At 65.8% G+C, this 24,770-nt stretch carries 40 protein-coding genes and 1 other RNA gene; 38 read left to right on the forward strand and 3 right to left on the reverse strand.

Going from position 1 to position 24,770, the window contains the following annotated elements; all coding sequences use genetic code 11:
• Positions 1-409: 409 nt before the first annotated feature.
• On the reverse strand, positions 410-1,087 hold the full coding sequence (locus ACYQ00_RS02015) for a S24 family peptidase (RefSeq protein WP_460030531.1): 678 nt from the start codon (positions 1,085-1,087) through the stop codon (positions 410-412).
• Positions 1,088-1,287: 200 nt separating this feature from the next.
• Here ACYQ00_RS02015 and ACYQ00_RS02020 point away from each other — a divergent pair, with 200 nt between their 5' ends.
• From ACYQ00_RS02020 to ACYQ00_RS02105, 18 genes are all read left to right on the forward strand, one after another.
• Positions 1,288-1,719: a hypothetical protein gene (locus tag ACYQ00_RS02020; RefSeq protein ID WP_460030532.1), complete on the forward strand. Its 432-nt coding sequence runs from the start codon at positions 1,288-1,290 to the stop codon at positions 1,717-1,719.
• A 2-nt stretch (positions 1,720-1,721) separates the two neighbouring features.
• A complete protein-coding gene (locus ACYQ00_RS02025) occupies positions 1,722-2,003 on the forward strand; it encodes a hypothetical protein (RefSeq protein WP_460030533.1) in 282 nt (93 codons plus the stop codon).
• On the forward strand, positions 2,000-4,039 hold the full coding sequence (locus ACYQ00_RS02030; RefSeq protein ID WP_460030534.1) for a Mu transposase C-terminal domain-containing protein: 2,040 nt from the start codon (positions 2,000-2,002) through the stop codon (positions 4,037-4,039). Before ACYQ00_RS02025 ends, ACYQ00_RS02030 begins: the two co-directional genes overlap by 4 nt.
• Positions 4,040-4,051: 12 nt before the next feature.
• Positions 4,052-4,264, forward strand: a complete 213-nt coding sequence (locus tag ACYQ00_RS02035) for a Mu transposase C-terminal domain-containing protein (RefSeq protein WP_460030201.1) — start codon at positions 4,052-4,054, stop codon at positions 4,262-4,264.
• A 1-nt stretch (position 4,265) separates the two neighbouring features.
• A complete protein-coding gene (locus ACYQ00_RS02040) occupies positions 4,266-4,997 on the forward strand; it encodes an AAA family ATPase (RefSeq protein ID WP_460030535.1) in 732 nt (243 codons plus the stop codon).
• Entirely contained in the window at positions 4,997-5,560 is a 564-nt protein-coding gene (locus ACYQ00_RS02045; RefSeq protein WP_460030536.1) for a hypothetical protein, read from the forward strand. The genes ACYQ00_RS02040 and ACYQ00_RS02045 overlap by 1 nt, the downstream gene beginning before the upstream one ends.
• A complete protein-coding gene (locus ACYQ00_RS02050; protein WP_460030537.1) occupies positions 5,557-5,913 on the forward strand; it encodes a hypothetical protein in 357 nt (118 codons plus the stop codon). Before ACYQ00_RS02045 ends, ACYQ00_RS02050 begins: the two co-directional genes overlap by 4 nt.
• Before the next feature lie 12 nt (positions 5,914-5,925).
• Positions 5,926-6,114 carry a hypothetical protein gene (locus ACYQ00_RS02055; protein ID WP_460030538.1) on the forward strand — a complete coding sequence of 63 codons (189 nt, stop codon included), beginning with the start codon at positions 5,926-5,928 and terminating at the stop codon, positions 6,112-6,114.
• Positions 6,111-6,752: a DUF3164 family protein gene (locus ACYQ00_RS02060; RefSeq protein ID WP_460030539.1), complete on the forward strand. Its 642-nt coding sequence runs from the start codon at positions 6,111-6,113 to the stop codon at positions 6,750-6,752. Before ACYQ00_RS02055 ends, ACYQ00_RS02060 begins: the two co-directional genes overlap by 4 nt.
• Positions 6,753-6,778: 26 nt before the next feature.
• Positions 6,779-7,060 carry an HU family DNA-binding protein gene (locus ACYQ00_RS02065; protein WP_460030195.1) on the forward strand — a complete coding sequence of 94 codons (282 nt, stop codon included), beginning with the start codon at positions 6,779-6,781 and terminating at the stop codon, positions 7,058-7,060.
• Positions 7,059-7,123, forward strand: an RNA gene (locus tag ACYQ00_RS02070) — hammerhead ribozyme type II. Before ACYQ00_RS02065 ends, ACYQ00_RS02070 begins: the two co-directional genes overlap by 2 nt.
• Before the next feature lie 10 nt (positions 7,124-7,133).
• On the forward strand, positions 7,134-7,403 hold the full coding sequence (locus ACYQ00_RS02075) for a hypothetical protein (protein WP_460030540.1): 270 nt from the start codon (positions 7,134-7,136) through the stop codon (positions 7,401-7,403).
• Between the two features lie 33 nt (positions 7,404-7,436).
• On the forward strand, positions 7,437-7,805 hold the full coding sequence (locus tag ACYQ00_RS02080; RefSeq protein WP_460030541.1) for a hypothetical protein: 369 nt from the start codon (positions 7,437-7,439) through the stop codon (positions 7,803-7,805).
• Positions 7,802-8,269 carry a gp16 family protein gene (locus tag ACYQ00_RS02085; protein ID WP_460030542.1) on the forward strand — a complete coding sequence of 156 codons (468 nt, stop codon included), beginning with the start codon at positions 7,802-7,804 and terminating at the stop codon, positions 8,267-8,269. The genes ACYQ00_RS02080 and ACYQ00_RS02085 overlap by 4 nt, the downstream gene beginning before the upstream one ends.
• Positions 8,269-8,706 carry a hypothetical protein gene (locus tag ACYQ00_RS02090; protein ID WP_460030543.1) on the forward strand — a complete coding sequence of 146 codons (438 nt, stop codon included), beginning with the start codon at positions 8,269-8,271 and terminating at the stop codon, positions 8,704-8,706. Before ACYQ00_RS02085 ends, ACYQ00_RS02090 begins: the two co-directional genes overlap by 1 nt.
• A complete protein-coding gene (locus ACYQ00_RS02095; protein ID WP_460030544.1) occupies positions 8,699-8,989 on the forward strand; it encodes a hypothetical protein in 291 nt (96 codons plus the stop codon). The genes ACYQ00_RS02090 and ACYQ00_RS02095 overlap by 8 nt, the downstream gene beginning before the upstream one ends.
• Positions 8,986-9,357, forward strand: a complete 372-nt coding sequence (locus ACYQ00_RS02100; RefSeq protein ID WP_460030545.1) for a hypothetical protein — start codon at positions 8,986-8,988, stop codon at positions 9,355-9,357. The genes ACYQ00_RS02095 and ACYQ00_RS02100 overlap by 4 nt, the downstream gene beginning before the upstream one ends.
• Positions 9,354-9,641 carry a hypothetical protein gene (locus ACYQ00_RS02105; RefSeq protein ID WP_460030546.1) on the forward strand — a complete coding sequence of 96 codons (288 nt, stop codon included), beginning with the start codon at positions 9,354-9,356 and terminating at the stop codon, positions 9,639-9,641. Before ACYQ00_RS02100 ends, ACYQ00_RS02105 begins: the two co-directional genes overlap by 4 nt.
• Before the next feature lie 32 nt (positions 9,642-9,673).
• On the opposite strand, the gene ACYQ00_RS02110 is transcribed toward ACYQ00_RS02105, so the two are convergent.
• Both ACYQ00_RS02110 and ACYQ00_RS02115 read right to left on the reverse strand, forming a co-directional pair.
• Positions 9,674-10,159: a thermonuclease family protein gene (locus tag ACYQ00_RS02110; RefSeq protein WP_460030547.1), complete on the reverse strand. Its 486-nt coding sequence runs from the start codon at positions 10,157-10,159 to the stop codon at positions 9,674-9,676.
• Positions 10,138-10,371 (reverse strand): Ada metal-binding domain-containing protein, encoded by a 234-nt coding sequence (locus ACYQ00_RS02115; protein WP_460030548.1) that lies wholly within the window; start codon positions 10,369-10,371, stop codon positions 10,138-10,140. Before ACYQ00_RS02115 ends, ACYQ00_RS02110 begins: the two co-directional genes overlap by 22 nt.
• A 298-nt stretch (positions 10,372-10,669) precedes the next feature.
• Here ACYQ00_RS02115 and ACYQ00_RS02120 point away from each other — a divergent pair, with 298 nt between their 5' ends.
• The 20 genes from ACYQ00_RS02120 to ACYQ00_RS02215 form a co-directional block, all read left to right on the forward strand.
• Positions 10,670-11,320 (forward strand): Rha family transcriptional regulator, encoded by a 651-nt coding sequence (locus ACYQ00_RS02120; RefSeq protein ID WP_460030549.1) that lies wholly within the window; start codon positions 10,670-10,672, stop codon positions 11,318-11,320.
• On the forward strand, positions 11,317-11,535 hold the full coding sequence (locus tag ACYQ00_RS02125) for a hypothetical protein (protein ID WP_460030550.1): 219 nt from the start codon (positions 11,317-11,319) through the stop codon (positions 11,533-11,535). Before ACYQ00_RS02120 ends, ACYQ00_RS02125 begins: the two co-directional genes overlap by 4 nt.
• A gap of 77 nt (positions 11,536-11,612) precedes the next feature.
• On the forward strand, positions 11,613-11,891 hold the full coding sequence (locus tag ACYQ00_RS02130; RefSeq protein ID WP_460030551.1) for a hypothetical protein: 279 nt from the start codon (positions 11,613-11,615) through the stop codon (positions 11,889-11,891).
• A 125-nt stretch (positions 11,892-12,016) separates the two neighbouring features.
• Positions 12,017-12,613 carry an N-acetylmuramidase family protein gene (locus tag ACYQ00_RS02135; protein WP_460030552.1) on the forward strand — a complete coding sequence of 199 codons (597 nt, stop codon included), beginning with the start codon at positions 12,017-12,019 and terminating at the stop codon, positions 12,611-12,613.
• 29 nt (positions 12,614-12,642) lie between these two features.
• The gene (locus tag ACYQ00_RS02140) at positions 12,643-12,858 is read left to right on the forward strand and encodes a hypothetical protein (RefSeq protein ID WP_460030553.1); all 216 of its coding nucleotides are present in this window, start codon (positions 12,643-12,645) and stop codon (positions 12,856-12,858) included.
• An 11-nt stretch (positions 12,859-12,869) separates the two neighbouring features.
• Positions 12,870-13,220, forward strand: coding sequence for a DUF2730 family protein (locus ACYQ00_RS02145; RefSeq protein ID WP_460030554.1), 351 nt, complete (start codon positions 12,870-12,872; stop codon positions 13,218-13,220).
• On the forward strand, positions 13,217-13,516 hold the full coding sequence (locus ACYQ00_RS02150) for a VpaChn25_0724 family phage protein (RefSeq protein WP_460030569.1): 300 nt from the start codon (positions 13,217-13,219) through the stop codon (positions 13,514-13,516). Before ACYQ00_RS02145 ends, ACYQ00_RS02150 begins: the two co-directional genes overlap by 4 nt.
• 10 nt (positions 13,517-13,526) lie before the next feature.
• Positions 13,527-14,078, forward strand: coding sequence for a DUF3486 family protein (locus ACYQ00_RS02155; protein ID WP_460030556.1), 552 nt, complete (start codon positions 13,527-13,529; stop codon positions 14,076-14,078).
• Between the two features lie 12 nt (positions 14,079-14,090).
• A complete protein-coding gene (locus ACYQ00_RS02160) occupies positions 14,091-15,446 on the forward strand; it encodes a terminase large subunit domain-containing protein (protein ID WP_460030557.1) in 1,356 nt (451 codons plus the stop codon).
• Positions 15,447-15,588: 142 nt separating this feature from the next.
• Positions 15,589-17,265 (forward strand): DUF935 domain-containing protein, encoded by a 1,677-nt coding sequence (locus ACYQ00_RS02165; RefSeq protein ID WP_460030570.1) that lies wholly within the window; start codon positions 15,589-15,591, stop codon positions 17,263-17,265.
• A 17-nt stretch (positions 17,266-17,282) separates the two neighbouring features.
• Positions 17,283-18,596: a phage head morphogenesis protein gene (locus ACYQ00_RS02170; protein ID WP_460030571.1), complete on the forward strand. Its 1,314-nt coding sequence runs from the start codon at positions 17,283-17,285 to the stop codon at positions 18,594-18,596.
• 501 nt (positions 18,597-19,097) lie between these two features.
• On the forward strand, positions 19,098-20,165 hold the full coding sequence (locus ACYQ00_RS02175) for a phage protease (protein WP_460030572.1): 1,068 nt from the start codon (positions 19,098-19,100) through the stop codon (positions 20,163-20,165).
• Positions 20,165-20,611, forward strand: coding sequence for a hypothetical protein (locus ACYQ00_RS02180; RefSeq protein WP_460030573.1), 447 nt, complete (start codon positions 20,165-20,167; stop codon positions 20,609-20,611). The genes ACYQ00_RS02175 and ACYQ00_RS02180 overlap by 1 nt, the downstream gene beginning before the upstream one ends.
• A gap of 24 nt (positions 20,612-20,635) precedes the next feature.
• On the forward strand, positions 20,636-21,529 hold the full coding sequence (locus tag ACYQ00_RS02185) for a Mu-like prophage major head subunit gpT family protein (protein ID WP_460030574.1): 894 nt from the start codon (positions 20,636-20,638) through the stop codon (positions 21,527-21,529).
• A 19-nt stretch (positions 21,530-21,548) separates the two neighbouring features.
• Positions 21,549-21,731: an HI1506-related protein gene (locus tag ACYQ00_RS02190; RefSeq protein WP_460030575.1), complete on the forward strand. Its 183-nt coding sequence runs from the start codon at positions 21,549-21,551 to the stop codon at positions 21,729-21,731.
• A gap of 3 nt (positions 21,732-21,734) precedes the next feature.
• Positions 21,735-22,151, forward strand: a complete 417-nt coding sequence (locus tag ACYQ00_RS02195; protein WP_460030576.1) for a gp436 family protein — start codon at positions 21,735-21,737, stop codon at positions 22,149-22,151.
• Positions 22,148-22,612: a phage virion morphogenesis protein gene (locus tag ACYQ00_RS02200; protein ID WP_460030577.1), complete on the forward strand. Its 465-nt coding sequence runs from the start codon at positions 22,148-22,150 to the stop codon at positions 22,610-22,612. Before ACYQ00_RS02195 ends, ACYQ00_RS02200 begins: the two co-directional genes overlap by 4 nt.
• A complete protein-coding gene (locus tag ACYQ00_RS02205; protein ID WP_460030578.1) occupies positions 22,612-23,124 on the forward strand; it encodes a hypothetical protein in 513 nt (170 codons plus the stop codon). Before ACYQ00_RS02200 ends, ACYQ00_RS02205 begins: the two co-directional genes overlap by 1 nt.
• A gap of 78 nt (positions 23,125-23,202) precedes the next feature.
• The gene (locus tag ACYQ00_RS02210; protein ID WP_460030579.1) at positions 23,203-23,592 is read left to right on the forward strand and encodes a hypothetical protein; all 390 of its coding nucleotides are present in this window, start codon (positions 23,203-23,205) and stop codon (positions 23,590-23,592) included.
• 12 nt (positions 23,593-23,604) lie between these two features.
• Positions 23,605-24,770: phage tail sheath family protein (locus ACYQ00_RS02215; RefSeq protein ID WP_460030580.1), on the forward strand; the 1,166-nt coding region annotated here is incomplete at its 3' end.

Here is a 24,770-nt window from a genome sequence, read left to right on the forward strand (position 1 = left end):
GCAGGGCAGCGGCTGCTTTTATCAGGCAGTGAGGCGGGACATGGTGGGATTTGAGGGGATATAGTGGGAAGGAAACCGCGCTGTTAGAAGCGTCCAGGCGGGTCTGAAGGCCGCAGGGGCGCTTTTATCAGTTTTTGGGGTTTGAGGGCTGCTGGCCAAGTCTTGCCGCGATTGCTTTTATCACCGTCACCAGCGCAACCAACTGACTTGGTTTGATTTCGTCATCGCACACGTTGCGCGGTTGATTAGCGGATCGTCAACTTGGCGCACAAAAGGCCCGCGTGAATTTTATCCTTTAGTATTAAATAGATACACTAAGACTCAACAATCTGGTTTACGCTCCAACTGTAAACCGAAATCCGGCAAGTTTAATCATGTTCAGCCTGGACTCGTAACACGATTAGCATACTTATCTTGCCTCTCTGCACCACCACAGCACCTTTCCGATAATCCTGAAGTGCAGGTCCTCTTTTTTTAAATCAATTTCTATTGGAGCATATTCACTGTTCTTGCTCCGGAGGAGATATTTCCCAGGAATTTTGTCTATGTATTTTACAAGAATCTCATCATCTATTGCAACAGCGTAAATCCTGCCTGCAAATACGTCGGTTTTGCTCTCGTCTATTAATACGGTGTCACCATCTTCAATCACTGGTGACATGCTATCGCCAGTAACATCCATTAACACCATTTGCGAAGGGTTTCCTTTCCGTAAAATCCAATCGGCTCGGAAAGCATGGTGCCCCTCAACGTCATCCGAGGTTTCCAGGCTGCCGTTACCTGCGCAAAGGCGAGCGACTACCTTTTTGACCATTACAAGCTCAGGTTGTGAGGCTGGTTGGGTTGAAACCAAACCTCTATCACCAAAAAAAAGCCAATCTGCAGAAACATTATATTTTTCAGACACTTGTTCGATCCAAGCAGCAGGGATTTGCCCTCTTTTTTTGGCTGAGCTTATCCCGCCCTGAGTTAGGCCCAACAGGCGTGCAAACTCAGAGTCGGAGTTCGCTCCCGTCGCTGCTAGCAGGCGGCCAAAGCGAGAAGCAAACGACCTCGAATCATTCTGATTTTCTTGCAGTTTTTCCAAAGCCAAACCCTGTATTTTATGGGATATCGCGCTACAAAAAAGATTCTTTCGTCAAAAAAATCTTAAATTCTACCTTTTGCGTTGACTGGTAAATCAAAAAGCTTTACCTTGCATTTGTGGGGTAATTGTTTCCCCAGTGATCAATACCACCTGCCGTCGCAGGAAACAACGCCCGGAAAAACCCGGATATTGGACAGACAATGCCCCATCGGAATCGGCCCCTGTCTTTATTCGCTCCCTCGTTGGACGTTGATCCGTCCATCAAGGCAGCCATGCGGCGGGCTTATGAATCCTCGGGGCTGAGTATGGAACAGGTGGTTGACTGGATGAATGAGGCGGCCGGGGAGCACGGGATTACGCTCTCGGCCGGGCGCGGCGGGCGGTTGTCCGTCGAGACTTTGGCCAAGTGGCTGAACCCAACGGAAACAGACCGGCCGGTGCCGGCGCGGGGACTGGTGGCATTTTGCCGGGCCTTACACACGCTGGAACCATTACAGGCTCTGGTGGCTCCCCTGGAGGCGCGGGTGATCGATCGCAAACAGGTCGCCTTGCTCCAGCTTGCGGAGCTGGAAGAGACCGAGCGGCAACTGAAGAAGAAAAAGGCCCGCCTGCGGGCTGTGTTGGAGGACTAGGGATGACGGGCAAGCAACCCATGGCCATGGCGCGGCGGCTGGAAATGCCCAGACAGGGGGCCGGCCTGCGCCGGAAACCCTTCCAAATCAAGGAATGGGCGTTGAAAAACGCAATTCGCTTTAATGTAGTTGCAAAAAGCGCTGACGTGTCCCCTGAAATGGTGTCCCGGACCATTCACGGCAACAAGAACAATCGTAAGGTCTTGGCTGTCTTGAGAGACCTCGGTTGCCCTGTGGACTATCTGGCCCTCCCTGAGGATATGCACTCGGAGCAGGCGGCATGAAGGCGATCCCCCCAGCCGTACTGGCCGCTGCGTTGGGCATCTCCAGGCAAGGCGTCTGGAAGCGCGCCCAGGCCGAAGATTGGCCCTACGTCACCGGCACGCGCGGCGCACGGCTGTACCTGCTGGAGGGGTTGCCGGCGGCGGTACGGGAGCGGGCCTTGGCGCATGTGCTGGATCAGGCCGCGCCGCTGGTTGCTTCACAGTCAGGGCCGGCTCCTGCCGCACAAGTGCCGGCTTGTTTGGCTGCGCCCTTACGGGACTGGCAGGCGGAGGTACGGGATGCGCGGCTGGGGGTGCTGGAGGCCGTGCGGCGGATAGCCGAATCCATGCAGGTGGGCATCCTCAAAGCGGAGGCTGCCTTTGCGGAGATGGTCGCGGCGGGGACGCTGGCGCCCCGGCTGGCGGAGTTGGCCGCGGTGGCCAATGCCCGCAAGGGCGAACAGCGGGCCTTGAGCGCCGTGACGCTGCGGCTCTGGCGCACCACGCTGGACCGGCAGGGGCCGGATGCTCTGGCCCCAAAGCCCACCAAATTGCCAGACAACGCGCCCCCGGCGTGGCTGGGACCGTTCCTCAAGCTGTACCGCCGGCCCGGCAAGCCGACCATGGCCATGTGCTATGAAGTGGCCGTTACCCAGGGGTTGACGCTGCCTTCCATCAGCGCCGTGGAGCGGACCATCAAGCGGCTGGGTGCGGTGCAGGCCAACAAGGGCCGCATGGGGCCGCGGGCGCTGCGGAATCTGCAAGCCTACGTCAAACGGACGTTCAAGGAACTGTTGCCCGGCGATGTGTACACGTCCGACGGCCACCGGCAGGACATGAAAGTGCTGCACCCGGATCATGGCCAGCCATTCCGGCCCGAGGTGGTGGCGGTATTGGATCTTGCCTCGCGCCGGTGCGTGGGCTGGAGCAGCTGGGAGCATGAATCCGCCGGGCTGGTGGCGGATGCCCTTCGGCACAGCGTGGAAACGGCGGGCATTCCGGCCCTGTTCTATGCGGACAATGGCTGCGGCTTCAAGAATGAGATGTTGGGACGGGAGAGCGACGGATTGTTGCTGCGCCTGGGCGTGCGCATTGAGCACAGCATCCCCTACAACTCTCAGGCACGCGGGGTCATCGAGGGTTTTCAGAAGAACTGGATTCGAAGTGCGCGCATGCTGCCCGGCTACTGCGGCTGGGACATGGATGATGAGGCTGAGAAGAAGATCCACAAGCTGGCGCTGGTGCAGATCAAGGAGCGCGGATCCTCTCCCCTGTATCCGACCTGGGATCAGTATCTGGCCTGGATGGACGAGCAGATGCGGGCCTACAACGCCCGGCCGCATCGTGGCTTGCCCAGGATTCAAGATCCGAAGACGGGCCAGCTCCGTCACCAGACCCCGGACGAACGCTGGGCCGAGCTGGCCCGCGATCCCCTGTGCGAGCTGTTCCACCCGACGCCCGAAGAGGCCGCCGAACTCTTCCGGCCGCATCTGATCCGCACCTGCCGGCGCTGCCTCGTGACGCTGTTCAACCGGGAGTACTACGCGCCGGAATTGGAGGCCATGCACGGGCAGGAAGTGCAGGTTGCCTACGATTTGCACGACTTCTCCAAGGTCTGGGTCCGCAACCTGGACGGCCAGCTGCTGGCCATCGCCAAGCAGGACGGCCACGCCGCGGCGTACTTCCCGCAATCGACCATTGAACAGGCCCGCGAAGGCCGCCGCAAGGCGCAGCTGAAGCGGGCGCAGGCCAAGGTGGTGGAGATGCAGGGATATGTGCTCGGGGGAACTGAGTTCCCCCGAACCCCCTCCATTCCACTCGATCAGGGGGGGCAGGGGGGATTATCCCCCCTGGAGGCTGCCTCCATTGCCCCCGCCCCGGCGGGGAACCCCAAGCGTGAGCGCTTCCTCAAAGCGCAGGCCCTGGAGGCCCGGCGCACGGGAGGCGAGGCCCTCTCGCCGCATGAAGCCAAGTGGCTGGATTATTACGTCACCACACCAGAATACCTCAGCCAGGCCCGGCTCTATGAAGAGTTCGGGGAAGTGGCCCTGGGATAACAGGAGGAACAGATGAGAGTGTTGCAACGAGTCCCCCAACGAGGTCGCATCGTGATCCATGGCACGAGTTACGAACACCCCGCATTGTGCCTGCAGCATGGGGGCGAGGTGAAGGTGGCTTTTGATCCTACTGATCTAGGCAGTGTGTGTGTCTATGACAAATGTTCACGCCCCCTGTGTGTTGCCAAACAGGCCACCGTTGGCCCTGCCAAGAAAGGAGCCTGAGATGACGGCAGCAGGCACGGGCATTGCGCCCCTGACAAACGTGCGGCTCTTTGCCGAGCTGGTGGAGCGGGTCTGCAACCGGCCGGCGCACCTGCCGGGCATGGCCACGTTCCACGGGCACAGCGGCTACGGCAAGACCTGGAGCGCCATCCACGCGGCCAACAAGGCGCGGGCCAAGTACGTGGAGGTGGGGTCATCCTGGACCAAGAAAAAGCTGTGCACGGCCATTGCCACCGAGCTGGGCCTCGCGCCCCGTGGGACCATCGGGGACATGGTGGAAAAGGTTGTCGAAGCCCTGGCCGTGGCCAATGCGCCGTTGATCATCGACGAGGCCGACCATCTGGCGGCCCGTGGCATGATCGAGCTGGTGCGGGAGCTGCACGACGCCAGCGGCGCGCCCATCATCCTGATTGGCGAGGAGCGACTGCCGGACAAGCTGGCCCAGCATGAGCGCGTCCACAACCGGATGCTGGACTGGCTGCCGGCCCAGCCGGCTACGGTGCAGGACTGCGAGCTGCTGGCCCGGCACTACTGCCCGGATGTGGCCATTGCGCCGGGGTTGTTGGCCCGGCTGCACCAGGCCAGCGGCGGGCGGCTGCGGCGTATCTGCGTCAATCTGGAACGGGTGCGGGAAGCGGCCCGGACCGAGGGCTGGGAGCAGGCGGACGAAGCCGCCTGGGGCAAGCGGGACTTCTTCAAAGGGGAGACCCCGGCCGTGCGGAGGGCTGCGTGATGCCTCCGAAGCCTATTGATCAACGCCACCCCCTGGCCGGCAATGACGCGGTTTGGACGGCCATGCTGGAGCTGACCGACGCAGGCGGGGACATCACCGTGACGGCTCTCCACCGCAAGACCTTGCGAGGCAAAGGGGAAATCCGGGAATACCTGCGCCGGCTGTGCCTGGCCGGGGTGTGCGAGATGCAGGCCGGTGCAGGACACTTCGCCGCAGCCCGGTACACCCTGGTGCAGCGTCCGGCCCAGGCCCCGCAACTGGCCAAGGATGGCCGGCCAGCGCCGGAGACGGACCAGCAGCGCCTGTGGCGAGCCATCCGCATGGCCAAGGTGTGCACCGTGGCGGACCTGACGGCCACGGTGGGAGCAAAGGCCGGCGCCGTGGAATCCTATCTCAATTATCTGACCCGCGCCGGCTACCTGACCCGTGCCGGCGACCAGTACCGCCTGGTGCGCCAGCACGGGCCGCTGGCGCCGATGATCCAGAAGGTGAAGCAGGTCTATGACCCCAACCTCCAGGCCGTGGTCTGGCCGCAAGGGGCGCAGAAGGGGGCGCGGCCATGAGTGCGCTGCAGGTGGCGAGGCAGCACTGGAGCCCGCTGCCGCCCTGGGTGGAGACCCTGGCCAAGGCCTGCGACGCGGAGAGCCAGGCGGCAGTGGCCAAGCAGTTGGGCGTCTCCCCGGCCCAGGTCAGCACGGCGCTTCGGAGCAAATACCCTGGCGACCTGGTCGGGCTGGAAGCGAAGGTCTGGCGGGTGCTCGGCGGGGACGTGGTCACCTGCCCGGTGCTGGGGGACATCGAAGGGGCCACGTGTCTGGAGCATCAACGGCGGCCTCTGGCCGCGACATCCGGATTCCGCGTGCGGCTGCATCGGGCCTGCCAGGCCTGCCCACAGCGCATCGTGAACGGCAGTTGAAGGAGTGTTGCAATGTCAATCGCTATTGAAATCATGGAGACGGCCTTTGCCGTGCAGCGGCTGCAGGGCTGGAGCAGCGACCCCAACCTGATACGCGAGTCCAGGGATATTGCGGAACGGCTGGTGCAGCTGGCCAAGCATGTGGATGCCCTGGAAACGACGGACAGAGCCAACATGGAAGCAGAGGAGGTGACGGCATGAGTGAGGAACAGGCGGCCTACGGAGCGACACCCCAGACCGACATGGCCGATTTTCGCCAGGATGCCCGCGGCAATCTGGTACACGTGAAGAACATCAAACCCCTGGACATGGCCCGCGATGACCTGGTCCGGTCCATCATCCCAGATGCCCTGGCCTTGCGCCAGGCCCTGCGGGACTTCAAGGCCAGGGTGTCCGGCGATGTGGCCGCCTTCGTGGATCTGGCATTCGAGGAGTACGGCGTCAAACGCGGTGGTAGCAAAGGCAATGTCAGCCTGCCGACCTTTGACGGCCGGTACAAAGTCGAACGCGTCATTCAGGAGCGGGTGGAGTTCGACGAACGCATCAAGGCGGCGCAGGCCCTGGTCCAGGATTGCCTGACGGAATGGACCTCCGGCGTGTCCCCGCAGGTGAAGACCATCATTGACGCGGCCTTCCAGGACGACGGCAATGGCATGCTCTCGCGGGCAAAGGTCTTGAGCCTGTTGCGCCTGACCTTTGAAGACGACCGCTGGACTCGGGCCATGGAGGCCATCAAGGACAGCCTGCGCGTGGTGGATAGCAAAACGCACTTCAAGATTCTCGAACGTCAGGAAGACGGCAGCTATCGCAACATCCCCCTGACGTTGAGCGACGCATAACCCAAGAGAAGAAGAAGGAAATCATCATGACCGAAGCACAGCTCATCGACGCCATCAAGGACAAGTTCGCCGGAGATATCACCAAGACCGCCATCGGCCAAGTGCTGGACGCCCTGGCCGCGGTGGCCACTGAAACCCTGGCCCGTGGGGAGAGGGTGCCCCTGCCGGGCCTGGGCAAGCTGGAAGTGCAGCAGCGCGCCGCTCGCATGGGGCGCAATCCCAAGACCGGCGCGCCGCTGGAGATTGCCGCCAGCAACACGGTGAAGCTCAATCTGGCGCAAGCGCTGAAGGGGGCGGTGAATCCGTAAGCGAAACGGGAGGTCTCCTCCCGTCGGCCGGCGGTGGTGCCCGGCCCTGATGAGCAGCCAAAAGGAGAGCAGTATGGAAATGTGCATGGATATGTGGCGGATCGACCCCGAGCGTTGCGGATTCGCCGGATTGATCACGCCCCGTGATGGGCTGGTGGGGTATCTTGTCGCCATGCCTTTGGACGAATCTCCCTATTTCAGAATGGGTGAATTTGACCTCGAGGCCTTTGAGGCAGCCGAACTCTCATACATTTTCCCTTTGACGCGGGAGGGATTCCGCGCAGCGCATCAAATGTTGCGGGCAGATTGCAAAGTGCAAGGCCATACCCTGGTGAAGCAATAATGAGCCAGGCCTGGGTGGTGAAGGAGCTGTAGCATGGACGGCCTGAATCTGAACTGCTTTGACGAGGACGTGATCCAGGAAGTGGACCGGCTGTGCTTTGCCCAGCCTGAGCCGTTGCCGGCCTGGCAGGCCATGCCGGCGCGTGTTGCCGCGCCGGTTGCCGCGCCGGAGCCTGCGGGCGCTGTGCCCCTGATTCCCGCCGAATCCATCGAAGCCTTTCGCCGGGCGACGTTGTCGTTACGCGCCGCCCAGGCCGAGCTGGCCGTTGCCCGCGACCGCATGCGCGCGGGGCTGGCGGAATTGACCGCCCAGGTTGACGAATCCCTAGACGCCGTCACCCGTGCCCTGGCGCGGTATGAGGTGGCGCGCGTGTTGTACGAGACGCTGGAGGAACCGAAATGAAGCGCACGAGAACCGCTGCCGCACATGGCCCCACCCATGCCCCGCAGGACAAGAGAAAGGCCCTGGCCCTGGTGCACGTGGCCAAGCAGAAGCTGCGGCTGGATGACGATGTGTACCGCAACCTGCTGCAGGATCGGTTTGGCGTCGGGTCTGCCAAAGACCTGACCCCGGCGCAGCTGGGGTTGTTGCTGGACCAGTTCCGCCAGCTCGGGTTCAAGCCGTCTAAAAAACCGACGGATGTGAAGACGGGCCGCGGCACCGCGCCACTCCTGCGCAAAATCGAAGCCCTGCTGGCCGCCAAGGGGCAGGACGAAGGCCGCTTTGTGCCCCTCTCGTATGCCGAGGGCCTGCTCAAAAAGATGACCGGCGTGGAAAAGATGGAATGGGCCACGCCCGAGGATTTGCGCAAAGTTGTGGGCGCACTCTCGGTGCACAATCGGCGGCACGGTGGGAGGCAGTCCTGATGCCGCGGCCGTCTGCCCTGCTGAGCGACCCCTCGCACCGGACGCGCTGGCTGCCGGCCTCCCTGCGGGCGCTGGCCGAAGAGCTCGGTCCCGGCGGGGGCGAGGCCTGCCTGCGGCTGATGGAGGCCTACGGCGGGGTGGCCCGGCTGTACATCCCGCGGCACATCGGGCCGGGGCATCCCATCGCCCGGATCATGGGCTGGCCGGAGGCCGCGCGCCTGGCGGCCATCTATGGCGGCGACTATCTGTGCAACGTGCCCCTGGGCACCGAGGCCGTGCGGAAGGCCCGGGACGCCGAAATCGTGGAGCGCGTGGCCGGCGGCGCCTCGCCGCGGGATGTGGCCCTGGACCTGCGCCTGACCGAACGCACGGTGCGCCGGGTGCTGGCCCGGGCACGGGAGGCCGGCCCCCGGCAGGGGAGCCTGTTTGATGACTGACGCCCTGGGCCGGCTGGCAGGGACCTGGCGGAGGCCATCTCCCGGCTGCAAGGATGTGGTCCGCTTCGACGTGGGCGGCGGCCGGCTGTACGGCTTTATCCACGGCCGGGCCTTCGCCCGGGATCTGCTGGTTGAAGACGTGGCCGAGACAGACGCCGGCCTGGTCTTTCAGCTCCGCGCCGATGGCAAGCCCGTGCGGGCCACCATCGGCCAGGATGGCATCCTGGCCATGGAAGCCGGCGGGAAGGTGTTCATGTTTAGACGGTTGGAGGCACAGAAATGAGCAATGGCAACGAATTCGCTTCGCTCCCCATGGAAGCCATCCAATGGCTTGCCAACGGCGAGCGCGGGCTGTCCTCGAATGCACTGTTCACCCGGTTGACGGGCGTTGACGCCCTGGGCCGGGACAAGAAGTGGTGGAGGTTTCATCCGCTTGACCCGGCTGATTTCCGACGTTGCGTGCTGCTGCTGGAGACGGTGCCGGGGTTCCGGGAAAAGCTGCCCCTGATGTGCGACGTCTCCCCGCAATGGGCGGCCCTGGTGGCCCACTGGGAGGAGCTTGAGGCCCTGCTTGTGGATGAGTTCCCTACTGGGTTCGCGCCAAAAACGCACGAGCGCATGCGGGAGATCCTCATGGAGGCTGGGGAATGACCTGCTATCGCAAGGCCTTGCACGTGCAGACTATGCAGTCGTGGTACATGCTCAAAGAATGGTTTGACCCGAGCATGCTTGAATTCCACCTGGGCCTTCGCTGGCGGTGGATTGGCTGGGACGCCTCGGAAGATGGCGTGTGCGAACGCTTTACTGACGAAGAAGTTGCCGAGCTCTTCACCTTCGAGGAAGAAGCCCCGCCCGCGCTCCGGCACCTCTTCGAGGCCATGCCCTCGTTTCGCGAGTGGCGCAGCCTCTGCCTGGTTTCGGGGGTGGCATCGTGAGCGTTAAAAAAGCCGGGTTGCCCCGGCTTCGTTCACTTGTTCCGCCTGCGCCACTCCCACGGCGGGGTGGGATCAGGCTCTGCCCAAAGGCCGCGGCTCGTTGCCCTCGCGGCAGCCTCGCTTGCGTCCCATTGCTTGCAGACGGCGATGGTGCAATATTTTGTGTAGACCCAAGCGTGCCCGGCCTCCACGATCTCCCCATTGAGGCTTTTGCCGTCAATGGAGACCAGGGCAACCTGCCGACCATACCGGTCCACGTCCACCGTTTCCCCTTCAACCACCGCGTTGTAGGCCTTGGCCCGGACGAATTGCGTCGCCTCGAAGCCTCCAGGCTGGGCAGATTCCGGGCAATCGATCCCGTACAACCGCACCTTGATTGTCGTGGCATTGTTCAGTGTGACGTGGATGGTGTCACCATCGGGGATGTACGAGACGACGCCGGACCAGCCCCAGGCAGAGGCCGGCAAAAGCAACAGCAGGAAAACAAGCAGCCGCGTCATGGTTTGCAGGTTTTGCATGGACGGTATCCTTCGGCAATGGCTGCATCGCGGGATTCAAAGACGGCTGTACAGCGTTTGCAGTTGAAGTGCTTGCAGCCCTGGATATGGAAGATGCCGGATTCAGTGTTGCCGTGGTACGTTGCCCCGGCGGCGTGGAGCATGGCCGCAGCGCCTACGGCCAAGGCCAGGGACAAGGCCAGCGAGACGGCCAAGTTGCGAAGTGGAAGCATGTCTCCTCCGATAGCTACAGGGTGTGCGGCATTGACGAGCCAGCATGCAAGGCTCTTGACATTTTCCCGCATCGGGTGCAACTCTTTCCGCACGGAGCCTCAGAACTCCTAGAGCGGACACCGCACCCGTCAGCCTTGCGGTTTTTTTGCGCCCATTGGCCATCTGCGCCAATGGCACCGCTGCATTCAACGCCGGGTGTGGACCGAATACAATACCCCGAAAGGGGGAATACGTCCGCCGCCTCTAGCGGTTCTGAGCGCCCGGCTTTTTGTTCATCAGAAATCTAGAGAGGTTCCCATGTCTGACCTGATCCCCCTTGATGTGACCCGCGACCTGGAGTTCCACGGCGACCAGCCCATGGTCTCTTCCCTGCGAATTGCCGAGCGCTTCGGCAAGCAGCACGGCCATGTGTTGCGCGACATTCGCGAAATTTCCGTTAACTGTTCGGAATCATTTAGTGCCTCCAATTTTGGATTCACCTCCTACATCGATTCTTTTGGTCGCAGTCTTCCTATGTGTCTGCTGACCCGCGACGGGTTCAGTATGCTGGTGATGGGCTACACCGGCCCGGAGGCCATGCGTTGGAAGGAAGGCTACATCGCTGCCTTCAACGCCCTTGAAGCGGCCGTGAAAACGTCCCTGGTGCAGCGCCTGCGGCAGGCAGAAGCGGAACGGCAGGCCCTGGAGGCCACGCACCGGGAGCGGGTGGCCGGGCTCCTGGCCCTGCCCGATGAGCGGCGGCAGCTGCTCTTGCGGGTGGGGCGGTACGCGAAGATGGGGCTGGCCCGGTGGGAGATCACGCGGTTGACGGGCCTGCACAAGGACACGATCCGCAAAATCCTGCGCCAGGCCGAGGCCCTGGGGCTGATCGACCCCCAGCAAGAGAAGGAAAAGCCCTTTGGGGCGCAACTGGCGCAGGCCCTGTTTTCCATGGAGGCCAGGGCATGAACTACCTGCGCCCGACGGACACGTGCCAGGATGCCCTGGACCGGGCTGCCAGCGTGGCGGCCTTTCTGGGAGCCGTGGCGGAGCGGGTGGCCCTGGAGCCCCTGGCCCCTGAGGAAGCCTATGGGCTGCAGTGCGTGGTGATGGCTCTTGAGGAAACCCTGACCCTGGCCAAGGGCCTGCCGCCGTGCCGGCGGCCCGGCAGCCTGGCTGCATAACGCATATGGGGGAAGGCCCTGATCCATCAGGGGGCAGGGCCTTCCTTTTTCGCCCAACTCCACATAGGATGGCCGCCATGCGCACCACCATCGCCTTGATCCTCTCCTTGCTCCTGGCCCTGCCTGCTGCTGCCCAGGCCGCCCAGGCGGCGGACGCCGGTCGCATGGTGGACGGCCAGGGGAGGACCACTGGAACCTACACCCGCCAGGGGGACGGCGTGATCCTGCGGGACGGCCAGGGCCGGGCGCTGGGGAGAATCGAGCAGACGCCCGGCGGGGAGGTGCGCGCCACGGACCGCCAGGGCCGGCGCGTGGATCCTGCGGCCGTGCTGCCCGGGACATCCCCAGCGCCTTGACCCCGTCCCCTTTCCTTGCCCCGCTTGCTTCGGCCCGCTTCGGTCTGACACGTGTCAGGCCGTTTTTTTTGGTCCGCCAGGGGTAGCGTCTGCACATTGCTGCATCTTATTTGCCTGGAGGTCTCATGCGCACTCCCCTGACCGATGCCGACATTGCCGCCGCAGCCGCCGCCCTGGGGGTGGAGGCGTGCGCCGTGCGGGCCGTGGTGGCCGTGGAGTCCTCGGGCCGCGGATTTCTGCCCGACGGCCGGCCGAAGATCTTGTTTGAGGGGCATGTCTTTTGGCGGGAGCTGCAGCGGCGCGGCATCGCCCCCGAGCCCCTGTCCGTGGCGCACCCTGGCATCGTGTACCGCAAGTGGGACCGGTCGAAATACAAGGGCGGTGCGGCGGAGCATGCCCGTCTGGCGCAGGCCAAGGCGCTGCACGTTGAGGCGGCGTTGTGTTCGGCGAGTTGGGGGCTGTTTCAGATCATGGGCTTCAATCACCGGTCCTGCGGATTCGAGACGGTGCAGGCCTTCGTGGCTGCGCACGAGGCAAGCGAGGCGCGGCAGCTGGAGGCCTTTTGCGCCTACCTGCGTGCCGCGAGTCTGGTCGCCCCCCTGCAGCGGCTGGACTGGGCTGAATTCGCCCGGCGCTACAACGGGCCGGGCTACGCGGCAAACAAGTACGACACCAAGCTGGCCGCGGCGTATGCGCGCTGCCGGTCGGCATCCTCCCAGTAACCTTCCACCCACACACAAGGAGCATCCCCATGGCTGATTTCAATACCGTCAAACCCCTGTTCGCATCCAAGACCTTCTGGGGCGGCCTGGTGGCCGTGCTGGCCGGGGCCGCCAGCGTGGCGGGCTATGCCCTGTCGCCCGAGGAGCAGGCCCAGCTGGTGGAGGCCGTGGTGGGCGTGGCCTCGGCCCTGGGCGGTGTGGTGGCCATTGCCGGTCGCATGGTGGCCACCAAGGCCATCAAGTAAGGCCGACGCCCGTGGACTACGCCACCGCCAAGTTCTGGATCGACCTGGCCCAGACGTTTTTTACCGGGGCCTTGGGCATCTACATTTACATGGTCAACCGCGAACGCGTGACCAACCGGCGCATCAAGGAACTGGAAGACACCCTTGAAGAGCGTTTGAACGACCATGCCTCGCGCCTGGCCAAAGTGGAAACCACCTGCTGCACCACGCCCAGCCAGACCCAGCTGCACACGGAGCTGGGCAAGGTCTACGAGCGCATGAACCGCATCGACACCACCTTGAACGACCTGGCCGGCGAATCCCGGGCCAACCGCCAACTGCTCACCACCATGCATACCTTCCTCCTGGAGCGCAACGCATGAACACCTACGCCACCACCGTGGAGCAGCGCCGCCGGCTGGACCTGCTGCGCCTGCTGGCCCTGGAGCCCGGCTACCGGCTGAACGCCCCGCTGCTGCAGGCCTGCTGCTGCGAGGCCGGCTTGCCCAGCACCCTGGACCAGGTCGAAGGCTCCCTGGCCTGGCTGGCCGAGGCTGGCCTGGTCAATCGTGAGGCTGTGTCGGGAGTGACCGTGGCCAGCCTGACGCCCCGCGGCCTGGATGTTTCCCGGGGGTTGGCCGAGGCGCCGGGCGTGGCCCGGCCCTTGCCCGGGGAATAGGGGGAATCGCATGCCCCAGCCCTCGACCATTGACCGCCTGCCGCCGGACATCAAGGAACAGCTCCAGGCCCTGCTGCGTGATCCGCGGGTGACGCAGCTGGAGGCCACGGCGCGTATCAACGCCATCCTGGCAGAGGAAGGCCATGCCGAGCGCATCTCCAAGAGCGCGGTGAACCGCTACGCCCGGAGCATGGCCGTGGTGGGGGAACGCCTGCAGCAAAGCCGCGAGGTGGCGGCCATGTGGATCGGCAAGCTGGGCTCCCAGCCGGCCGGCGAGGTGGGCAACCTCCTCAATGAAGTGTTGCGGACCCTGGCCTTTGACTGCGCCCTGGGGCTGGCCGAAGAGGAAGGCGGGGCCACGCCGGCCCTGCTCATGAAGCTGGCCATTGCCGTGGAAAAGCTGGAACGGGCGGCCAGCGAGAACGAGAAGCGGGCGGCGCGCATCCTGGAACGCGAACGGGCGCGGGCGGCCGAGGCCCTGCAGCAGGCCGGGCACAAGGCCGGGCTCTCCCCGGACGTCCTGGCCATGATCCGCGAACAGGTTTACGGCCTGTCCGGATAGTCCGGGTAATCCATGCCAGCCCTGGAGCTCTACCCCTATCAACGCCAATGGATCGGCGACAAAAGCCGGTTCAAGATCGGGATGCTTGCACGCCAGACGGGCAAGACGTTCACGACAACCTTGGAGATCGTGGACGATTGCCTGGAAGCGGCGTCCCAGGGCTGGCGGGAGCGCTGGGTCATTCTCTCCCGCGGGGAGCGCCAGGCCAAGGAGGCCATGGACGAAGGCGTCAAGCGCCACGCCCAGGCCTACGGCGCGGCCTTTGATTTCCTGGAATATGACTGGAAGGGCGAGGCCTCCTACAAGGCCCTGGAGGTGACGTTGCCGGGCGGCAGCCGCATCACGGCCCTGCCGGCCAATCCGGACACGGCCCGCGGGTTTTCCGCCTCCTGCTTCTTGGATGAATTTGCCTTTCACCAGGATTCCAAGGCGATCTGGAAGGCCCTCTTTCCGGTCATCTCCGCCGGCCACCGGCTGCGCATCACCTCCACCCCCAACGGCAAGGACAACAAATTCTATGAGTTGATGACCGGGGAAAGCCGGGTCTGGTCCCGCCATGTGGTGGACATCCACCGCGCGGTGGCCGACGGGCTGCCGCGGGACATAGCCGAGCTCCGGGAAGGTCTGGATGACGAGGACGCCTGGGCGCAAGAATACGAACTCAAGTGGCTGGACGAAGCCTCGGCCTGGTTGTCCTATGACCTGATCAATTCCGTGGAGCATGACGCGGCCGGGGAGCCGGACCACTACCAGGGCGGCCCCTGTTACATCGGCGTGGACATTGGCCGGCGCAAGGACCTGTTCGTCATCTGGGTCCTGGAGCTGGTGGGCGACGTCTTCTGGGCGCGCGAGCTCATCACGCGGCAGCGGGCGACCTTCAAGGAACAGGATGCCCTGCTGGCCGCGTGCTTCGACAAGTACACCGTGGTCCGGTGCTGCATGGACCAGACCGGCATGGGCGAAAAGCCCGTGGAAGACGCCAAGGACGCCCACGGCCAGTACCGCGTGGAAGGCGTGCTCTTTACCGGGCCGGCCAAGCAGCACCTGGCCACCCTGGGCAAGGAAGCCTTTCAGGACCGCCGGCTGCGCATCCCCCAGGGCGACACGGGCCTTCGGCGGGACTTGCATTCCCTCAAGAAAATCCAGGCGCCCCTGGGCGCGCCGCGGTTTCTCTCCCAGGGGGATGCCGATTCCCACGCCGACCGGGCCTGGGCGCTCTTCCTGGCCCTTTATGCCGGCGGCACCGCAGCCGAACGCTTCGCCTACCAAGCCGTGCGCCAGGGGGCGCATGCCTCCAGCGACCAAGCACTTGACGCCGTGCGCCGCCTGGTCAAGGCCGGCGCCGGCTGGTGCCGCGGTAGATTTTGACAAGGAGAATGGGGGACGCCGTCCCCCAAGCCCCCTGCCAGGGGGATGATCCCCCTGGACCCCGCTGAGGGGGCCAGTAGGACAGGGGGGAAATCATTTCCCCCGGCGGGGTGTGGGGCAGCGCCCCACGCAAGGAGCCTCTATGCTGTACGATCATCTGGGCCGGCCGGTGCGGCCGGCGGAACTGACGCGGGAAGTGGCCGCGCCCAGGCTCACGGGCCTGCGCAATCCCTGGCCGGACGCCCTCATCGCCTCGCGCCTGACTCCGGACCGGGTGGCGCGCATCCTCATGGACGCCGGCCAGGGGGATTGCCGGGAGTTTTTGGGCCTGGCCGAAGAGATGGAAGAGCGGGATCTGCACTATGCCGGCGTGCTGGGCACGCGCAAGCTGGCCGTGGCCGGCCTGGCGCGCATGGTGGAGGCGGCCTCGGACGCGCCGCGGGATCAGGAGCTGGCCGACGCCGTGCGGGCATTGGTGGCCACGCCGCAGATGACCTGGCTGGTCATGGACCTGCTGGACGCCCTGGGCAAGGGCTTCGCCGCCGTGGAAATCTGCTGGGAGCGCGGGCCGCGCTGGACGCCGCGGGAGTATAAACGACGCGACCCCAGGTGGTTCATCTTTGACCGGGACAGCGGCGAGGAGCTGCGGCTGCTGGATCCGGAATATCCCGACGGCATGCCCCTGCCGCCGTATCAGTTCGTGGTGCATTATGCGCGGCTCAAGAGCGGCCTGCCCATCCGGGGCGGCCTGGCCCGGCTGTGTCTGGCGTCTTTTCTGTGCAAGTCGTGGACGGTGACGGACTGGATGCGCTTTGCCGAGCTCTTCGGCATGCCCCTGCGCGTGGGCCGCTACGGCCCCTCTGCCAGCGCGGACGACATCGGCACCCTGGTCAGCGCCGTGGCCAACCTGGGCACCGACGCCGCCTGCGTGCTGCCGGACTCCATGCGCATCGAGTTCCAGCAGGCCGGGGCGGTGGCCGGCGGGCAGGAACTCTTTTTGAAGCTCGCCGAATATCTGGACAAGCAGGTCAGCAAGGGCGTGCTGGGCCAGACCATGACCACGGATGACGGGGCCAGCATGGCCCAGGCCAAGATCCACAATGAGGTCCGGCTGGATATCCTGGCCTATGACGCCCTGAATGTTGAAGCGACGTTGAACCGGGATTTGATCGAGCCCTATATCCAGCTCAACTGGGGCAAACAAGCCGTCTATCCGCGCCTGACCTTGCCCGTGCCCGAGCCCGAGGACACCGCCGGCCTGGTGGACGCCCTGGCCAAGCTCGTGCCCCTGGGCCTCCGGGTGGAGGCCAGCGTGGTGCGCGACAAGCTCGGCCTGCCGGACCCGGAGGAAGACGGAGAAGTGTTGGGAGAGAAGAAGGAAGAGGAGAGAAGGGAGCAGGAAGAAGAGGTCGGGGGAACTGAGTTCCCCCGAACCCCCTCCACTTGGGCTGGCGACGATTCCCCAGGGGAATCGTCGCCAGCCCAAGCAGGGGGTCCAGGGGGGATTATCCCCCCTGGTTCTCGGGCGGCCCAGAGCCAGGGGGCAGGTTCCGTGGGGAGTGCCGCGGGCGTGGTGGCGGACTCCCGCTCCCTGGCCCTGCTGGAAGACATTGAGGCCGAGATGCTGGCGGATGAATGGGAGCCCGTGGCCGCGGAGCTGACAGACCCGGTGGTGGCGCTGGCCGAGGCCTGCGACAGCTTTGAGGAGTTTGCCGCCAGGCTGCCGGAGCTGCTGGAAACCCTGGCCCCCACGCAGCTGGCGGCCTCCCTGGCCAGGGCCGCCTTCACCGCTCGCGGCGCGGGCGATGCGACGGATTAGGGGGTAAGGGAACAGCCATGCCGGACTACACGGAAAAGCCGGGGTTCTCCTTTCCAGGCAAGCCGCCCAGGGAGGCGTTGGAATTCTTCCGCAAGAAGGGGCTGCGGGTCTCCTTCAATCATGATGAAGTCTGGGGCGAGGAACACGCCGCAGCCTGGACCGTGGCCAAGGCCACGCGCCTGGAGGTGTTGCAGACCCTGCGCGAAGCCATGGACAAGGCCACGGCAGAGGGTGAGACGTTCCGGACCTTTGCCAAGGAGCTGCGTCCGCGGCTCAAGCAACTGGGCTGGTACGGCGAGGACGTGGAAGTGGTTGATCCCAGAACGGGCGAAGTCCGGAAGGTGCTGGTGGGCCTGGCCCGGCTCAAGCGTATCTATTCGACCAACCTGCGCACGGCCCGTGCCGCCGGGCAGTGGGACCGCATCCAGCGGACCACGGCCAGCCACCCGTATCTGCTCTATCAGCTGGGGCCGAGCCGCGAACATCGGCCCGAACACCAGGCGTTCAATGGGCTGTTGCTGCCTGCGGATGATCCATTTTGGTCCACGCATTATCCGCCCAATGGCTGGGGCTGCAAATGCTGGGTGCGCCAAATCTCCAAGGTGGAGCACGGGCGCTTGTCGGAGCAGCCTGGCATCCGTCAGCAGGCCCCGGACGTCTCTCCCCGGCCCTGGACCAACCGGCGCACCGGGGAGGTGCTGCAGGTGCACCAGGGCTGCGACCCTGGCTGGGATTACAACGTGGGGCAGACCCGGCGGGACCTGGACGCCGCCCGCCACGCCATGGACGGCCTGGGCCGGGCGCACCCCGGCGACGCCGCGCGCGCCTGGCGGCAAGACCAGGCCCACCTGCTGCCCAGGACGTCCCGGGAATACCGGGCCTGGGCCGAGGGGCTCTCCCTGGGGGACACAGGCCGGCAGTACGGCGGCCGCCGGACCATCAGCGTCATGAGCGAGGCCACCCTGCGGGAGCTGGGCAAACTGGGCGTGCGGCCCAAGTCCGCGGGCCTCTCCATCGAGGCGCGGGAAGTGCGCCACCTGCTGGCCGAGGCCCGCAAGGGGGCCAAGGCCGTGCCCTCCGGCCATGTGTTGCGGCTGCCGGAGCTGTTGGGCAGGCCCAGGGCGGTGTTGTGGGATGATCGGCGGCCGGGGCGCGAGGCCCTGCTGTACATCTGGGAAGTGGAGGGAGAAAGCCGGCTGGCTCGCCTGGCAGTCAGGGTCAATCATCCCCTGGGCAAGGGGGCTATGACCAATGCCATCCGGAGCGCCGGCATGGTGGAGCCGTACAACCTGCGTGAACCAGGCTTGAAGCTCTTGGAAGGTGAAGTGTGACGGTCGGAGGGACGCCAGTGCAGGTCAAAGCCTGCCTCCCCCTCATCGGCTGCAGCGCGTTTGCGCTCCACTCCCGTGGCTCGGCGTTTTTCCAGCGCTCGACCGTCATCATTATATATAGACCCGCAGGGGCAGGAAGGCAAGCCCCCACGGCCCCGCGCACCCCGTTTGTTCGAGGCCCATATTTGCCCTATAACGCACGCAAGCATCCGGACCACCTGTGATGCCGGGAAGTGGCGTTGCGGCCGTCAGGCGCGGCGTTAAACGGCAATTAAACGCTGCTGTTGGAGGTCCCTGTCGAGGGCGGCGCGGGCTGGACTTTCTCCCGCCACCGTGCCAGGATTGCTTGGCGTTCTTACTCCTGGCCCCCCCCTTGAGGGGGTCCGGGGGAAATCATTTCCCCCGGGAAGAATTCTTCCCCCGCCTTTTCTTCCCCCTCCGCCTTGGGCCTGACACGTGTCAGGCCTCTTTTTTTGTCCGCCTCCGGCTAGACCGGGGGGCATGGACACCTTCCGCGCCGCCTTTTCCTATTGCTTCGAGCTGCCGGGCGCGGCCCCTTCAGGGGCCGCGACCGGCCAGCCCGTGCCCCCAGCCGAAATCCAGCTGCTGCCGGCTGGCCCGGCAATCGTGGGCCGGGACGGCCGCCGGTTTGTGCTGCCCTCGGCTCAGGCCGTGGTGGACGCCTTTGCGGCCCGTGGCCGGCCGGCACCCATCGACCGTGATCATGTGGGCGAGGAGCCCCTGCAGGAGGCCCCGGCCGCCGGCTGGATCACCAGCCTGCGCGTGGCCGACGACGGCACGGTCTGGGGCGCGGTGGACTGGACGCCGCGCGGCGGGCGGCAGGTGGCGGACCGCGAGTACCGCTGGATCAGCCCGGTGCTGCTGCATGACCGGGACGGCGTGATCCTGGATATCGCGGGCGCGGGCCTGACCAACAACCCCAACCTGCCCCTGCGCGCCCTGAATGCCCGCGGGGCGACATCGCAGGAGGATCCCATGGCCACGCAACAGCAACAGCCGCCGGCGACTGCCCCGGCTCCCGTCCCGTCCGTCCCCGGGGGCTCCCCCGTCTCTCCGGACATCGCCGCCATCACCGCCGCCTTGGGGCTGCCGGCCACGGCCGGGCCGCAGGAGGTGGTGACGGCGATCAACTCCATCAAGGTGTCCGCCATGCCGGACCTGACCCGCTACGTGCCCCGGGCGGACTATGACGCCGCCGCCCAGCGCGCGGCCAATGCCGAGGCAAAGCTTGCGGGCATCGAGCAGCAGGCCAAAGACACCGCCATCGAGGCCGCCATTGGCGAGGCCCTCAAGGCTGGCAAGATTGTCCCGGCCACGGCGGACTTTTACCGGGCCAGCTGCCGCCAGGACGGCGGGCTGGAGGCGTTTCGGGCGTTTTGCGCCGTGGCTCCGGCAATCGGGACGCCCAGCGCCGCCACAGGCGCGCCGCCCGAGGGCGCGGCCCCGACCCTGGACGCCCCGGCCCGCGCCGTCTGCGCGGCCCTGGGGATTGCCGAGGCTGATTACGCCAAGGCCCTGCACACCACATCGACCGAGGGAGGGGCGTAATGGCCGCTTTGACGGGAGACCGCAACACCCTGCGCCGCGAGCGCAATTATCTGGAGCTGCCCCTGGCCGCGGGCGCGGTGCTGCATGCCGGCGGCGTGGCCTGCCTGGATGCCACGGGGTACCTGGTCCCCGCGTCCACTACACTTGGCCTGGTGGCCGTGGGCCGCGTGGAGGCCGGCGTGAGCAATGCCGGCGGCCTGGCCGGTGATGTGACGGCCGTGGTCCGGCCCGGACTCTTTTTGCTGGCCTCGGCCACGGCGGCTGACGCCATCACCCAGGCCGAAGTGGGCCGCGTGGTCTATCTGGTGGATGACCAGACCGTGGCCAAGACCAACGGCGGCGGGACCCGTGCCCCGGCTGGCGTGGTCTGGGGTCTGGAGCATGGGCAGGTCTGGGTGGAGATCGACCCGTCCCTGTCCGCCACCCTGGCCCTGGCGCTGGCTTAACACAGGAAGAAGGAAGGAACCGTCATGCTCATCAACCGCCAGAATCTCAGCGCCCTGACCACGGGCTTCAAAGTCATCTTCAACAACGCCTTTGCCGGCGCGCCCAGTGACTACGAAAAGATCGCCATGACCGTGCCCAGCAGCACGGCCCAGGAGGTCTACCCCTGGCTGGGCAACCTGACCAGCTTCCGCAAGTGGGTGGGCGACCGCGTGGTGCAGAACTTCAAAGAGCACAAAATGACCATCGTCAACGAGCCCTTTGAAAACACCATCGGCGTCAAACGCACGGAGATCGAAGACGATCAGTACGGCGTGTACAATCCGCTGTTCCAGCAGCTGGGCTACGACGCCAAGACCCACCCCGACGAACTGGTCTGGGGCCTGCTCAAGCAGGGCTTCGAGACGCCTTGCTATGATGGCCAGTATTTCTTCGACACCGACCATCCGGTGATCAGGAAGGACGGCAGCGTGGCCAGCGCCAGCAACTACGGCGGCGGCTCCGGCACGCCCTGGTACCTCTTTGACCTGCGCCGGCCCATCAAGCCCATCATCTTCCAGAAGCGCAAGGACTACACCTTCGTGTCCCTGACCAAGGAAGATGATGAGAACGTGTTCATGCGCGGGGAATACCTCTACGGCGTGGACGCGCGCGTCAACGTGGGCTTTGGCCTCTGGCAGGTGGCCTACGCCAGCCGCCAGCCCCTCACGGCAGAGAATTACGCCGCCGGTCGGGCCGCCATGCAGAACCTGCAGGGGGACATGGAAAAGCCCCTGGGCCTGGCTCCCAACCTGCTGGTGGTGCCGCCTTCCCTGGAAGGCGACGCCCGCGAGGTGTTGCTCAACGAACGCACCGCGGCCGGGGCCACCAACACCTGGCGCAACACGGCCGAACTCATGGTCACGCCCTGGCTGGCCTAGCCCGGAAACTGGAGGAAGTATGCCCATCGTCATCATTGCCAAAAAGGACGGCTTCCGCCGTTGCGGCGTGAGCCACAGCGGCCAGCCCACCACCTGGCCCGAGGATCGATTCACCCCGGAGGAACTGGCCATCCTGCAGGCCGAGCCCATGCTGGTGGTGCAGGTGGTGCCCGAAACGGAAACCAAGAAGGCCAAGGGCTAGGCCATGTATTGCACGGCTGCGGACCTGGAGGAACGCTACGGCGCAGCCGCGGTGCTGCTGCTGGCGGACCGCGACGGGGACGGCCTGGCGGATGCGGGCGTCATCGAGCGGGCCATCACCGACGCCGCCGCGGAAGTGGATGGCTGGGTGGCGGCCCGATACACGCTGCCCCTGGCCAGCCCCTCGCCCGTGCTGGCCCGCTGCGCCTGCGCCATCGCCTGGTACCTGCTGGCGGGCAACCGGGCCGGCGGCCCCTACGAACAGGAACGCAAGGGCTATGAAGACGCTGTGGCGCTCCTCAAGGCCATCAGCAAGGGCGACGTGCGCCTGGGACCGGAGCCGGACTCCCAGGCCCCGGCCCCGGCCGGCGGCGCGGCCATCTACGCCGGGCCGAAGCCCATGTGGAGGCGGCGGCTATGAGCGGCGTCACCTTGCAAATCCATGGCCTGGACAAGCTGAACGCCATGCTGGACCGGTTTGCCGCCAGCATCCAGGGCCGGCGTCCGGAGCTCCTGGCCGCCATGGGCGCGGAGGTGGAAAGCCAGACCCGGCGGCGCATCCAGGACGAAAAGACCAGCCCTGCCGGCGGCAGCTGGCCCGGCTGGTCCCCCAGATACGCCGCCACCCGGCATGGCGGGCAGAGCCTGCTGCAGGCCGAAGGCGGCCTGCTGGACAGCATCCAATCCTTTGCCGACGGGGACGGGGCCGAGGTGGGATCCAATCTGGTGTACGCCGCCATCCATCAATTCGGTGGGGCCGAGGTCGGGTCCAACATCCCGGCCCGGCCGTATCTGGGCGTCTCCGACGCCAACGCCGCGGACCTGGAGCAGGTGGCGCGGGACTGGCTGACTGAGGTCGTCAACGCCACGGGAGGCCGGTGATGGCTCCGCCCATGGACCGTCTGCGCGCCCATCTGGACGCCGTGGCCGCCCACCTGGCGGCCGCAGCCCTGGAAGCGGGGCTGCCCTTCAGCCACTGCGCCCCGCACGCCGGACGGTTTGGGGCGGCGGATGAAATCACCCGCATGGCGCCGCAATGCCCGGCGGCCCTGGTGGCCCTCCTGGGCGTGCGGGAACTGCGGCGCGGCGAGCTGGAAGAGCTGGACGCCGTGGCCGACCTGGCCGTGTACCTACTGGCCACCGACGCCCCCCGTGCGCCCAAGGCCGAGCAGCTGGCCCGGCTGACGGAACTGGCCCTGGTGGCCGTGGCCACCGAGACTTTTACTCCGCGCGCCTCCTGTGCGGGCCTGGACTACCCGGCCTCCATCCGCGCGGACAACCTGTGGGCCGGCGAGACCCGCGAGCGCGGCCTGGGAGCCTGGGGCGTGGCCTGGCGGCAGCGCATCCGGATCAAGGATCCAGACCTCGGCGAACCGCTGATCACGGACCGTTAACGGCGGGTGAACGCCGCTGCAATGTCTCAAGCACGCATTGAGCCTGACACGTGTCAGGCCGGGCCAATGGAGGAAACCATGGCAAGAAAGCATCAAGAGGAAACGGCCATGCCCGAGAAGACGACTGACATGCTGCCCGGCGCGCCCCCCGAGCCTGGCACCGAGGCGGCTGCCAGCCCGGCCAGCCCGGCCAGCCCGGCCGGGCCTGTGCGTTATGACACTCCCATGGTCTACGTGGGGCCGACCCTGGGACGGGATGGCCTGGCGCAGTACCGGGTGTTCAAGGCCGGCCCCTTGCCGCCCGCTGTGCTGGCCCTGGCGGCCCGGTATCCCGGGCTGTCCGGTCTCATGGTGCCCGTGGCCAGGCTGACCCAGGCTCGCGCCGATCTGCGGCGGCCCGGGCACCCCCTGCAGGCAGCCGCCCAGGCCCTGCTGACCGCGTACCGGCAGGCCGGCCGCACTTCTTAAGGAGGCCTCATCATGGCGACTCTTGGCTACAAACATGGGGTATACACCCAGGAAGTGCCCACGGCCATCCTGCCGGCCCGCAAGGTGGAGGCCGGTATTGCGGTGGTGGTGGGCACGGCCCCGGTGCACCGCGCGGCCAATGGCGTGCACGTCAACGCCCCCAAGCTTTGCTACAGCTACGCCGAAGCCGTGGCGGCCCTGGGCTGGCTGGATGGCCGGCAGACCCGGTACGGCCTCACGGAATACGCTTATGTGACCTTTGCCCTGTACAACGTCGGGCCGGTCATCTTTGTCAACGTCTTTGACCCCGCGGTGCATCGGCAGGTGCTGGACGCGCCCGTGGCCCAGGTCGTTTCCTCCGCCGGAACCCTGCAGCTGGCCCATGACGACCTCATCCCCGGCAGCCTGGTCATCAAAAGCCAGGACGGCACGACCACATACGCCGCCGGCACGGATTACATGGTGGATGAGGCCACGGGCCTGGTGAGCCTGCTGGAAGGCGGAGCCATCGCCGCCGGGGCCACGGTGTCCGTGGCGGCCTATGCCTGGGCCGACCCGTCCGCTGTGACCGCCCAGGAGATCATCGGCGGCATCGACGGGGTGACTGGCGCACGCGAGGGCCTGGAGCTGGTGGAGGCCATCTTCCCCATGTTCCGCCTGGTGCCCGGCTCCATCTGCGCGCCGGGTTACAGCCACCTGCCCGAGGTGGCCGCGGTCATGGCCGCCAAGGCCGGGAGCATCAACGGGCATTTCAAGGCCGTGGCCGTGCTGGACATGGATGCCCAGACCCTGACCCGCTACACCGACGTGCCTGCGGCCAAGGAGCTGGCCTCCCTGGCGGACCCGCAGCAGATTTGCTGCTGGCCCAAGGTGGCCCTGGGCGGCACGGTCTACCATCTGTCCTGCCACCTGGCCGCCACCATGGCCCGTGTGGACGTGGAGCACGGCGACATCCCGTACAAGAGCCCGTCCAACGAGCTTCTGCGCATGGACGCGGCCGTGGCCGGCCCGGCCGGCGCGGAAGAACCGGTCTGGCTGGGGCCGGATCAGGCCAACTACCTGAACGGCCAGGGTATCGTCACGGCGCTGAACTTCACGGGCGGCTGGCGCAGCTGGGGCAACCGCACGGCCTGCTACCCCTTCAATACCGATCCCAAAGACGCCTTCATCCCGTTGCG

Source organism: Megalodesulfovibrio paquesii (genome assembly GCF_054653055.1).